This window comes from Variovorax sp. 05T418 (genome assembly GCF_056396385.1).
Map to the genome: position 1 here is coordinate 354,979 of NZ_JBFTLJ010000004.1, position 11,806 is coordinate 366,784.

12 protein-coding genes are annotated in these 11,806 nt (G+C 66.8%); all 12 read left to right on the forward strand.

What is annotated here, in order from left to right:
* Nucleotides 1–9: 9 nt before the first annotated feature.
* The 12 genes from pheA to crcB all read left to right on the forward strand — a co-directional run bounded on the left by pheA (nucleotide 10) and on the right by crcB (nucleotide 11,804).
* Entirely contained in the window at nucleotides 10–1,131 is a 1,122-nt protein-coding gene (gene pheA / locus AC1DMS_RS10210) for a prephenate dehydratase (RefSeq protein WP_018903086.1), read from the forward strand.
* Nucleotides 1,132–1,145: 14 nt separating this feature from the next.
* Nucleotides 1,146–2,027 carry a prephenate dehydrogenase gene (locus AC1DMS_RS10215; protein WP_012746759.1) on the forward strand — a complete coding sequence of 294 codons (882 nt, stop codon included), beginning with the start codon at nucleotides 1,146–1,148 and terminating at the stop codon, nucleotides 2,025–2,027.
* Between the two features lies 1 nt (nucleotide 2,028).
* A complete protein-coding gene (locus AC1DMS_RS10220) occupies nucleotides 2,029–4,041 on the forward strand; it encodes a bifunctional 3-phosphoshikimate 1-carboxyvinyltransferase/cytidylate kinase (protein WP_012746758.1) in 2,013 nt (670 codons plus the stop codon).
* Nucleotides 4,042–4,270: 229 nt separating this feature from the next.
* Complete coding sequence (gene rpsA / locus AC1DMS_RS10225) at nucleotides 4,271–5,959, forward strand: 30S ribosomal protein S1 (RefSeq protein ID WP_012746757.1); 1,689 nt, start codon at nucleotides 4,271–4,273, stop codon at nucleotides 5,957–5,959.
* A 71-nt stretch (nucleotides 5,960–6,030) separates the two neighbouring features.
* Entirely contained in the window at nucleotides 6,031–6,345 is a 315-nt protein-coding gene (locus tag AC1DMS_RS10230; protein ID WP_012746756.1) for an integration host factor subunit beta, read from the forward strand.
* Nucleotides 6,346–6,390: 45 nt separating this feature from the next.
* The gene (locus tag AC1DMS_RS10235) at nucleotides 6,391–6,729 is read left to right on the forward strand and encodes a LapA family protein (RefSeq protein WP_012746755.1); all 339 of its coding nucleotides are present in this window, start codon (nucleotides 6,391–6,393) and stop codon (nucleotides 6,727–6,729) included.
* A complete protein-coding gene (gene lapB, locus AC1DMS_RS10240; RefSeq protein WP_012746754.1) occupies nucleotides 6,719–7,897 on the forward strand; it encodes a lipopolysaccharide assembly protein LapB in 1,179 nt (392 codons plus the stop codon). The genes AC1DMS_RS10235 and lapB overlap by 11 nt, the downstream gene beginning before the upstream one ends.
* A 149-nt stretch (nucleotides 7,898–8,046) precedes the next feature.
* On the forward strand, nucleotides 8,047–8,388 hold the full coding sequence (locus AC1DMS_RS10245; protein WP_012746753.1) for a ComEA family DNA-binding protein: 342 nt from the start codon (nucleotides 8,047–8,049) through the stop codon (nucleotides 8,386–8,388).
* 213 nt (nucleotides 8,389–8,601) lie between these two features.
* Nucleotides 8,602–9,570: a TRAP transporter substrate-binding protein gene (locus AC1DMS_RS10250; protein WP_012746752.1), complete on the forward strand. Its 969-nt coding sequence runs from the start codon at nucleotides 8,602–8,604 to the stop codon at nucleotides 9,568–9,570.
* 21 nt (nucleotides 9,571–9,591) lie between these two features.
* Nucleotides 9,592–10,101, forward strand: a complete 510-nt coding sequence (locus tag AC1DMS_RS10255; protein WP_012746751.1) for a TRAP transporter small permease — start codon at nucleotides 9,592–9,594, stop codon at nucleotides 10,099–10,101.
* A complete protein-coding gene (locus AC1DMS_RS10260) occupies nucleotides 10,094–11,395 on the forward strand; it encodes a TRAP transporter large permease (protein ID WP_012746750.1) in 1,302 nt (433 codons plus the stop codon). Before AC1DMS_RS10255 ends, AC1DMS_RS10260 begins: the two co-directional genes overlap by 8 nt.
* A gap of 31 nt (nucleotides 11,396–11,426) precedes the next feature.
* On the forward strand, nucleotides 11,427–11,804 hold the full coding sequence (gene crcB, locus AC1DMS_RS10265; RefSeq protein WP_018903093.1) for a fluoride efflux transporter CrcB: 378 nt from the start codon (nucleotides 11,427–11,429) through the stop codon (nucleotides 11,802–11,804).
* The last annotated feature ends 2 nt before the right edge of the window (nucleotides 11,805–11,806 follow it).

Genomic DNA, 11,806 nt, shown 5'->3' on the forward strand with positions numbered 1-11,806 from the left:
CTCGCACCGATGACCGCCTCCGCTCCAACACCGCCCTCCTCTCCCGACAACTCCGAAAGCCTTGCCGATCTGCGCGTGCAGATCGACTCGCTCGACCAGCAACTGCTCGGCCTGCTCAATGAGCGGGCCCACGTGGCAGAGCTGGTGGGCGAGGTCAAGAAGCGCGAAGGCACCCCGTATTTCCGCCCCGACCGCGTGGCCCAGGTCATCGAGAAGATGCAAAAGAGCAATGCGGGCCCGCTCAAGGACCTGCATGTGGCCGCCATCTGGCGCGAAATCATGTCGGCCTGCCTGGCGCTCGAATCGCCGCAGCGCGTCGCCGTGCTCGGTCCCGAGGGCACCTTCTGCGAGCAGGCGGCCATCGAATACTTCGGCGGCGCGGCCGACCTGATCTACTGCGCCAGCTTCGACGAGGTGTTCCACGCCACGGCGGCCGGCAGCGCCCAGTACGGCGTGGTGGGCGTCGAAAACTCGACCGAAGGCGTGGTCACGCGCTCGCTCGACCTGTTCCTGCATTCGCCGACCCACGTGGTGGGCGAAGTCAGCCTGCTGGTGCGCCACCATCTGCTGCGCAGCAGCAATACGCTCGAGGGCGTCGAGGCCGTGCTGGCCCACCCCCAGGCACTGGCGCAGTGCCAGACCTGGCTGTCGAAGCACCTGCCCAATGCCGAGCGGCGTGCCGTTTCGAGCAACGCCGAAGGCGCGCGGCTCGCGGCCACCAACCCGGCCTGGGCCGCGCTGGCCGGCGAACGCGCCGCCACCCGCTTCGGCCTGCACATCGTGGCGCATGCAATCCAGGACGATTCGTACAACCGCACGCGCTTCTCCGTGATCTGCCTGCCGCAGACGCTGGCCATGCCGCCGGCCTCGGGGCGCGACTGCACGAGCCTGATCGTCTCCGTGCCCAACCGTCCCGGCGCCGTGCACGACCTGCTGGTGCCGCTGAAGGTCAACAATGTGTCCATGACCCGGTTCGAGTCGCGCCCGGCGCGCACCGGCCAGTGGGAGTACTACTTCTACATCGACCTGGACGGCCATCCCTCGCAGCCCAACGTGGCTGCCGCGCTGGCCGAACTGCGCGGCCTCTGCGCGTTCTACAAGGTGCTGGGCGCCTATCCCGTCAAAGCCTGAGCCGGACAAGCACCATGTTCGAGCAATTGGGATTGATCGGCTGCGGCCTCATGGGCGGCTCCTTTGCGCTCGCGCTCAAGCGCGCGAAGCTCGTGAAACGCGTGGTCGGCTACAGCAAGTCGCCCTCCACCACCGAGCGGGCGCGCCAGCTCGGCGTGATCGACGTGGCGGCGCCTTCCGCGCTGCTGGCGGTCTCGGGCTCCGACCTCGTGCTGCTGGCGGTGCCGGTGGCGGCCTCGGAAGCCACCTTCAAGGCCATCCGCCATGGCATTTCGAGCGACACCCTCGTGATGGACGTGGGTTCGACCAAGGGCGACGTGATCGAAGCCGCGCGCAACGGCCTGCAGGACCAGTTCGCCCACTTCGTTCCGGCCCACCCGATCGCCGGCAAGGAGGTGTCGGGCATCGAGCACGCCGAGGCTTCGCTCTACGCCGGCCGCAAGGTCGTGCTGACGCCCGTCAAGGCCACGCTGCGCTCGAACGTGCAGCGCGCCTCGCAGATCTGGAGCGGCATCGGCGCCCACGTCGTCACCATGACGCACGAGGAGCACGACAGCGCCTTCGCGGCCGTGAGCCACCTGCCGCACCTGCTGGCCTTTGCCTATCTCAACGCGCTGATCGCGCAGCCGCAGGGCGACGATTTCCTGCGCCTTGCAGGGCCAGGCTTTCGCGATTTTTCGCGCATTGCGGCCAGCGATCCGGTCATGTGGCGCGACGTGCTGCTCGCCAACCGCGAGCAGGTGCTGCTGCAATCGCAGGCCTTGCGCAAGTCGCTCTGCGATCTGGAGGCGCTGATCACGGCCGGCGATGCCCAGGCGCTCGAGCACTCGATCGCCGCCGCCAGCAAGGCCCGCGCCGCCTGGCAGCCCAACACCGACGCGCCCCAGGACTCCTGACATGTTCTCGACGGCATTCCTCGACATTCCTGCGCTGGCCGGGGCATCGGGCACCGTGCGGCTGCCGGGCTCCAAGAGCATTTCGAACCGCGTGCTGCTGCTGGCCGCGCTGGCGAGCGGAACCACCACGGTCCACGACCTGCTCGATTCCGACGACACCCGCGTGATGCTGGATGCGCTGCGCGCGCTCGGCTGCGGCATCGATGCGGCCGGCAGCACGCTGCGCATCACCGGCATCGGCGGCCAGCTGAAGCCAGGCGGGCCGATGCTGCCGCTTTTCCTCGGCAACGCCGGCACCGCGATGCGTCCGCTGACCGCCGCGCTGTCGCTGCTCGGCGGCGAATTCGAATTGAGCGGCGTGCCGCGCATGCACGAGCGGCCGATCGGCGACCTGGTCGATGCGCTGACCCAGCTCGGCTGCCGCATCGACTACCTGGGCAACCCCGGCTACCCGCCGCTGCGCATCCGCCCGGTCGATCACGGCGCGCTGGTGCTGGATGCGCCGATCCGCGTGCGCGGCGATGTCTCGAGCCAGTTCCTGACCGCGCTGCTCCTCGCGCTGCCTCTCGCCGCCCGCAAGGACATCGTGATCGAGGTAGTCGGCGAGCTGATCTCCAAGCCCTACATCGAGATCACGCTCAACCTGCTGGCGCGCTTCGGCATTGCCGTGCAGCGCGAGGGCTGGGAGCGCTTCACCATCCCCGCGGGCAGCCGCTACAGCTCGCCGGGCGACATCCACGTCGAGGCCGACGCTTCCTCTGCCAGCTATTTCATCGCGCTCGGCGCCATTGCCACGGGTGCTTCCGGCCAGGACAGCATCCGGATCGAAGGCGTGGGCGCCGATTCGATCCAGGGCGACATCCGCTTCATCGAGGCGGCGCGGCAAATGGGCGCGCAGGTCGACAGCGGGCCGAACTGGCTCGACGTGCGCCGCGGCGCCTGGCCGCTCAAGGCCATCGACCTGGACGCCAACCACATCCCCGATGCCGCGATGACGCTGGCCGTGATGGCGCTCTATGCCGACGGCCCCAGCACCCTGCGCAACATCGCCAGCTGGCGGGTCAAGGAAACCGACCGCATCGACGCCATGGCCAACGAACTCCGGAAGCTCGGCGCCACGGTCGACTCCGGCCCCGATTTCATCCGGGTCCATCCGCTGGAGCGCCCGGGCTGGCAGGCGGCAAGCATCCGCACCTACGACGACCACCGCGTGGCCATGTGCTTTTCGCTCGCGGCGTTCAATCCGGCGGGCTTGCCGGTGCGCATCCTGGAGCCGCACTGCGTCGCCAAGACCTTCCCGGACTATTTCGAAACGCTGTTCTCGGTGGCCCAGGCGCCCGAGGTGCCGGTGATCTGCATCGACGGCCCCACCGCCTCGGGCAAGGGCACGCTTGCGGCCGAGGTGGCGCGCCTGCTGGGCTACCACTACCTGGATTCGGGTTCGCTCTACCGCGTGACCGGCCTGGCCATGCGGCGCGCCGGGCTCGGCGCCGAGCCGCAGCACGAGGCGCAGATCGCCGCCCTGGCGGCCGCCCTGCCACTGCATTTCACCGAGGGCAAGGTGCTGCTGGGCGGCGAGGACGTGAGCGACGAAATCCGCACCGAAGCCGCCGGCATGGACGCCTCCCGCGTCTCCACGCTTCCCGCGGTGCGCGCAGCGCTCCTGGCCCTGCAGCAGCGCTTTCGGCAGCTCCCGGGGCTGGTCGCCGACGGCCGCGACATGGGCACCGTGATCTTCCCCGACGCGGCGCTCAAGGTCTTTCTCACGGCCAGCGCCGCCCAGAGGGCCGAACGCCGGCATAAGCAGTTGATTTCAAAGGGTATTTCAACTACACTTGACAGTCTCCGCTCCGACTTGGAAGCGCGCGACGCCCGGGACTCGTCCCGCAGCGTCGCTCCGCTCAAGCCGGCGCAGGATGCCCGCCACCTCGACAACTCCCAGCTGTCCATCGAGCAATCGATCGACCAGGTGCTGAACTGGTGGCAGGAAAAACAGCCGTTCAAGCCCGCTTGAGCGGTTGAAAGCCACAGCCCTCCAGGCCCGCCTGAAGGGCTCGCGCCAACCGGATTCCGGGGCAGCGCATACCGCTCCAGCAGGCTCTTCTCGCGCGACAGCGCACCGGCCTGCTGGTTGTTCAACCAACCGGGCACCTGCCCACAAAACCGCCGTCTCCAGACTCACAGCAGCCGCACGCAATTTCGCATGAGCGCCTGCCAACCCTGCCTGACGGAAGGAACCATAAATGTCTGAATCTTTTGCCGACCTATTCGAAGAGTCCCTGAAGCGTTCCGAAATGCGCACCGGCGAGGTCATCACGGCCGAAGTCGTGCGCGTCGAACACAACCACGTGGTGGTCAACGCCGGCCTCAAGTCCGAAGCGTATGTGCCGATCGAGGAGTTCAAGAACGACAAGGGCGAACTCGAAGTCCAGGCCGGCGATTTCGTTTCCGTTGCCATCGGCAGCGTTGAAAACGGCTACGGCGACACCATCCTCTCTCGCGACACCGCCAAGCGCCTCGCTTCGTGGCTCGCCCTGGAGAAGGCCCTGGAATCGGGCGACTTCGTCACCGGCACCACCAGCGGCAAGGTCAAGGGCGGCCTCACGGTGCTCGTCAACGGCATCCGCGCCTTCCTGCCGGGCTCGTTGATCGACACGCGTCCGATCAAGGACCTGACGCCGTACGAGAACAAGACCCTCGAATTCAAGGTCATCAAGCTCGACCGCAAGCGCAACAACGTCGTGCTGTCGCGCCGTGCCGTGGTCGAAGCCAGCATGGGCGAAGAGCGCGCCAAGCTGATGGAAACCCTGAAGGAAGGCGCTGTTGTCCGCGGCGTGGTCAAGAACATCACCGAATACGGTGCGTTCGTGGACCTCGGCGGCATCGACGGCCTGCTGCACATCACCGACATGGCATGGCGCCGTGTCCGCCACCCGAGCGAAGTCGTTCAGGCCGGCCAGGAAATCACCGCCAAGATCCTCAAGTTCGACACCGAGAAGAACCGTGTCTCGCTGGGTCTGAAGCAAATGGGCGACGATCCGTGGATGGGCGTTTCGCGCCGCTACCCGCAATCGACCCGCCTGTTCGGCAAGGTCACGAACATTGCCGACTACGGCGCGTTCGTCGAACTCGAACCCGGCATCGAAGGCCTGGTGCACGTCTCCGAAATGGACTGGACCAACAAGAACATCGCTCCGAACAAGATCGTCTCGCTGGGCGACGAAGTCGAAGTCATGGTCCTCGAAATCGACGAAGACAAGCGCCGCATCAGCCTGGGCATGAAGCAGTGCAAGGCCAACCCGTGGCAAGAGTTCGCGCAGAACACCAAGCGCGGCGACCGCGTCAAGGGCCCGATCAAGTCGATCACCGACTTCGGCGTGTTCGTGGGCCTGGCTGCCGGCATCGACGGCCTGGTGCACCTGTCGGACCTCTCGTGGAACGAAGCCGGCGAAACCGCCGTTCGCAACTACAAGAAGGGCCAGGAAGTCGAAGCGATCGTGCTGGCCGTCGACGTCGACCGCGAGCGCATCAGCCTGGGCATCAAGCAGCTCGACAGCGACCCGTTCACCACCTTCACCACGGTGAACGACAAGGGCCAGATCGTGACCGGCAAGGTCAAGACCGTGGACGCCCGCGGCGCTGAGATCGACCTCGGCGAAGACATCATCGGCTACCTGCGTGCTTCGGAAATCTCGCGCGACCGCGTCGAAGATGCCCGCAACGTGCTGAAGGAAGGCGACGAAGTCACCGCCATCGTCGTGAACGTGGATCGCAAGACCCGCAACATCCAGCTGTCCATCAAGCAGAAGGACATGGTCGACGAACAAGGCGCCATGGCCAACCTGAGCCAGCAGTCGGCACGCGAGAACGCGGGCACGACGAGCCTGGGCGCCCTGCTGCGCGCCAAGCTCGACAACAACGACAGCAAGTAAGCTGCCCCCGAAGACAGAGCAGGCCCTGGGGCCGCTCTGTCTTTTTTTTCGTCCACGTTTTTGTTTGGCCTATGACCCGCTCTGACCTCGTCGAAGAACTCGCAGCGCGCTTCGCGCAGCTGACGCACCGCGATGCCGAATACGCCGTCAAGACCATCCTGGACGCGATGAGCGACGCGCTGGTGCGTGGGCACCGGATCGAGATCCGTGGCTTCGGCAGCTTCTCGGTCACCCGGCGTCCGCCGCGCATCGGCCGCAACCCGCGTTCGGGCGAGAGCGTTCAGATCCCCGAAAAGCGGGTGCCTCATTTCAAGCCGGGCAAGGCATTGCGCGAGGCCGTCGACGCCAAGACCGCCGAGCTCGACGCCAAGGGCCGCAAGGCCTGATCGCATGGATGCAAACGTAGAATGCTCCCGGCAACGGGAACGGCTATGAAATACCTCCTGTGGCTGCTCAAGGCAGCCATTTTTTTTACGCTTTTTGCTTTCGCGCTGAACAACCAGCACGACGCTACCGTCTATTTCTTCTTCGGCACGCATTGGCGTGCGCCCCTGGTGCTCGTCGTGCTCGCGGCTTTCGCCGGCGGCCTCGTGGTGGGTGCGCTCGGCATGCTGCCTGGATGGTGGAAGCACCGTGCGGCGGCGGCGCAGGTTCCGGCCGCGCGCGGCGACGAAGCCGCGGCGCCTGCACCATCCACGCCTGCTCCGGCAGCGGCGCCGCCGTCCATTTCCGCCACCGACCTACCCACCGTACGCCAACATGGACTTTGATCCCAGCTGGCTGCTGATCAGCCTGCCCGTCGCCTTTGTGCTGGGCTGGCTCGCCTCGCGCTTCGACATCCGGCAGCTCAAGCTCGAGAACCGGCAAGCCCCCAAGGCGTATTTCCGCGGCCTCAACTTTCTTCTCAACGAACAGCAGGACCAGGCCATCGACGCCTTCATCGAGGCCGTGCAGAACGACCCCGACACGCAGGAGCTGCACTTCGCGCTCGGCAACCTGTTTCGCCGGCGTGGCGAATACCAGCGCGCGGTGCGCGTGCACGAGCATCTGCTGGGTCGCGGCGACCTGAGCCGCAGCGACCGCGAACGCGCCCAGCACGCGCTGGCGCAGGATTTCCTGCGCGCCGGACTGCTCGACCGCGCCGAAGCCGCGCTGCAAAAACTCGAGGGCACGCGCTACGAGAACGAGGCGCGGCTTTCGCTGCTGGCCATCTACGAGCGTTCACGCGAATGGGCCCAGGCCGCCGCCGTGGCACAGAAGCTCGACGAGTCCGACCAGGCCAGCTACAGCACGCGCCGAGCCCACCACCTTTGCGAGCAGGCCTCCGAGCAGGTGGCGGCCGGCGACCTGGCCGCGGCCGGCCGGCTGCTCTCCGAAGCGGTGGCGCTGGCCCCGCAGGCGCCCCGCCCCGCCATCGATTCCGCCACGCTGCAACTGCGCAATGGCGACGGCGCCAAGGCCTTCGACACCCTCGTCGCGCTGAGCGACACCGCCCCGCTCGCCCTGCCACTGTATGCCGCTGCGCTGCAACAGGCCGCGGTCGCCGCCCACCGCGAGGGCGAAGCACTCGCGCTGCTGCAGCGGCACTATGCCGATTCGCCCTCGATCGACGTGCTCGAAGCGCTGATCGCGCTCGGCGGCTCGCCGACCAGCGCGATTCCAGCGGCCAACGGCCAGCCGCTCGCTCCGCGCGACGGCTACATCGCACACCTCGCCCAGCAGCCCTCGCTGGTGGCCGCCTCGCGCTGGCTGGCCGGCGAGCGCTTCGAGCACGAGCAGTTCCACCCGCAGGTGCAGCGCGCGCTCGACCAGGCCACCCGGCCGCTGATGCGCTACCGCTGCGCTGCATGCGGCTTCGAGGCGCACCAGCACTTCTGGCACTGCCCCGGTTGCCAGGCCTGGGACAGCTATCCGCCGCGGCGCGTCGAGGAGCTCTAAGCCACATTCCGAACACGTTTCGGAACAATGGTGAACGCGCTCTCCGCAGGGCGCGAGGCCGTCAACCCGCCCTACCCTGAACCGTTGAACGCGAGCCGGCACCTTCTGCCGGCGAACTGTCATCTCAACAAATCAGGGAGTTGAAAATCATGCTGAAGAAAATCCTGGCCGTGATGGCCATGCTGTTTGCGGCTGTCTCGTTCGCCGCGGTCGATGCCAACAAGGGCACGGCTGCCGATCTGGACGGCATCAAGGGCGTCGGCCCTGCCATGTCCAAGCGCATCCTCGATGCCCGCAAGGAAGGCGAGTTCAAGGACTGGCCCGACTTCATGCAGCGCGTGAAGGGCGTGAAGGAAAAGAAGGCCGGGAAGCTGTCGGCCGAAGGGCTCACGGTCAACGGCAAGGCCTTCGGCGGCACCGCGGGCGAAGCAGTGGCCGCCAAGGCAGAAAAGCCCGCGAAGGCAGCCGCTGCCAAGCCGGCCAAGCCCTGATCGAAACGCCCGCGGGCCGGCGGGCCGATGCCGCGCTCGCGGCAGGCCCGCAACACAGTGAAAGCCGCCGCAAAGGCGGCTTTTTTGCGTGCGCCGCAGCAGCCAAGGCAGGCCGCAGCGCAACGACGCGTGGCAGGGAAATGCCTCAGGAGTGGCCCGGAATTTGCACGTATGCTCGCACTCGTTTTCAATTTCATACGTTCCGGAGCGCTCATGAATCACAAGTTCGGCATTGCACTGGCTGGCCTCACCCTTGGCGCCGCAGCCTTCGCGCAAACCAAGTGGGACCTGCCCACCGCCTACCCGGCGACCAACTTCCACACCGAGAACATCACCCAGTTCGCCAACGATGTCGAAAAGGGCAGCGGCGGCAAGCTCAAGATCACCGTGCATGCCAACGCCTCGCTGTTCAAGGCGCCTGAAATCAAGCGCGCAGTGCAGGGCGGGCAGGCGCAGCTCGGCGAGATCCTGCTGGTCAACTACCAGAACGAATGGCAGATGTTCGGCGCCGATGGCATTCCCTTCCTCGCCGACAGCTACGACGCCGCCTGGAAGCTCTATCAGGCGCAGAAGCCCGCGCTCGAAAAGAAGCTGGCCGAGCAAGGCATCGTGCTGCTCTACACGGTGGCCTGGCCGCCGCAGGGCATCTTCGTGAAGAAGGAAATCGCTTCGGCCGCCGACCTCAAGGGCGTGAAGTGGCGCGCCTACAGCCCCGCCACCGCGCGCATCGGCGAACTGGTCGGCGCACAGCCGGTCACGGTGCAGCAGGCCGAGCTCTCGCAGGCCATGGCCACGGGCGTGATCGAGTCGTACATGTCGTCGGGCTCCACCGGCTACGACACCAAGACCTACGAATACATCAAGAACTTCTACGACACGCAGGCCTGGCTGCCCAAGAACGCGGTGCTCATGAACAAGAAGGCCTTCGACGCGATCGACAAGCCCACGCAGGACGCGGTGCTCAAGGCCGCCGCCGATGCGGAGAAGCGCGGCTGGGAGCTCTCGAAGAAGAAGAACCTCGAGTACCTGGACCTGCTCAAGAAAAATGGCATGACCGTGCACGCGCCTTCCGCGGCCCTCAAGGCCGACATGAAGAAGGTCGGCGACACCATGCTCAAGGAATGGCTGGAAAAGGCCGGGCCCGAGGGCCAGGCGGTGGTCGACGCGTACAAGAAGATGTGACGCAACCCCGAACAGCCACCGATGCGAAAGACGCTCGATTTCCTCTACAACAGCGCCGCCGCCCTGGCGGCGCTTTTCATGATCGGCCTGCTGGTGATGGTGCTGCTGTCCATCGTCGGGCGGCAGCTTCATTTCAACATTCCGGGCATCGATGCCTATGCCGGCTACCTGATGGCCGGCGCCGGCTTCCTGGCGCTCGCCCACACGCTCAAGCGCGGCGAGCACATCCGCGTGACGCTGGTGCTGCAGAACCTGCCGCCGGCCGCGCAGCGCTGGCTGGAGCGCTGGGCGATGGGTGCGGGCGCCCTGCTCGCGGTGCTGTTTGCCTGGTACAGCGCGCGGCTGGCGTTCCAGTCGTACGACTTCCACGACATTTCCACCGGCAACGACGCCACGCCCCTGTGGCTGCCGCAGCTCTCGATGGCCGTGGGTGCGCTGGTGTTCGCCATCGCAGCCTTCGACGAGTTCGTGATCGAGTGGCGCGGAAGGCCGGCCAAGCCGGCCGGGACGGAGGCCCTGCGCCATGAGTGACATTGCCGTTGCGGCCCTGCTGATTGGCGCACTCTTCCTGATCCTGGGCAGCGGCGTGTGGATCGGCCTCACGCTCTCGGGCGTGGCGTGGATCGCCATGCAGATCTTCTCGTCGCGGCCCGCGGGCGACGCCATGGCCGTGACCATCTGGGGCTCGGCCTCGAGCTGGACGCTCACCGCCTTGCCGCTGTTCATATGGATGGGCGAGATCCTGTTCCGCACGCGGCTGTCGCAGGACATGTTCAAGGGCCTCGCGCCCTGGATGCAAAGCCTGCCGGGCCGGCTGCTGCACACCAACGTGGTGGGCTGCGCGGTGTTCGCGGCGGTGTCGGGCTCGAGCGCCGCCACCTGCGCCACCATCGGCAAGATGAGCCTGCCCGAGCTCAAGCGCCGCGGCTATCCGGACGACATGGTGATCGGCACGCTGGCCGGCGCCGGCACGCTGGGCCTCCTGATCCCGCCCTCGATCATCATGATCGTCTACGGCGTGAGCGCCGACGTGTCGATCGCCCGGCTGTTCATTGCGGGCGTGATCCCGGGCATCCTGCTCGCGCTGCTGTTCTCGGGCTACATCGTGTTCTGGGCGCTGCGCAACCCCGACCTTATTCCGCCGGCCGATGCGAAACTGCCCTTCGCCCAGAAGCTCAAGGCTTCGATGTCGCTGATCCCGGTCGCGCTCCTGATCCTGTCGGTGCTCGGGTCCATCTACGCGGGCATTGCCACGGCCACCGAAGCGGCGGCCGTGGGCGTGGTCGGGGCCATGGTCATTTCGGGCGCGCAGGGCTCGCTGAACCGGCACAGCTTCAAGGAAGCGCTGCTCGGCGCCACGCGGCTCTACTGCATGATGGCGCTGATCCTCGCGGGCGCGGCCTTCCTCACGCTCGCCATGGGCTACATCGGCCTGCCGCGCCACCTGGCCGAATGGATCGGCTCGCTCGGGCTCTCGAAGTTCCAGCTGATCGCGATGCTCGCGGCGTTCTACGTGGTGCTGGGCTGCTTCCTCGATGGCATCTCGATGGTGGTGCTCACCATGGGCGTCATCATGCCGACGGTCAACGCCGCCGGCATCGACCCGGTGTGGTTCGGCATCTTCATCGTGCTGGTGGTCGAGATGGCGCAGATCACGCCGCCCGTGGGCTTCAACCTGTTCGTGCTGCAGGGCATGACCGGAAAAGACCTGCTCTACATCGCACGCGTCACGCTGCCGATGTTCTTCCTGATGGTGGCGGCCGTGCTGATCATCTACTTCGTGCCGCAGCTGGTCACCTGGCTGCCGCAGCAGATGGCGCCCTGAACAGCGCCAGGCGTGCCCCGACAATAGGCCCATGCTGCTTCCGATTCTTGCCATCTGCATGGGGGCCTCCGTGGGCGCGCTGGCGCGCTGGGGCCTTGCGCTGTGGTTCGGCGCGGGCGGGTTCATGCCCTGGGGCACGCTGGCCGCCAACCTGGTCGGAGGCTACCTCGTCGGCGTGGCCATTGCCTCGTTCCATCTGCTGCCCGACCTCGATCCGGCCTGGCGGCTCGCGCTGGTCACGGGCTTTCTCGGCGGCCTGACGACCTTCTCGAGCTTCTCGGCCGAGGTCGTGACCATGCTTCTCGAAGGCCGGCCGGGCGTGGCGCTGCTCACGGCAGCAGCCCACCTCGGCGGATCGCTGTTCCTGACCTGGCTGGGCATACGCAGCGTGCAGGCCCTGGCGGGCTGACC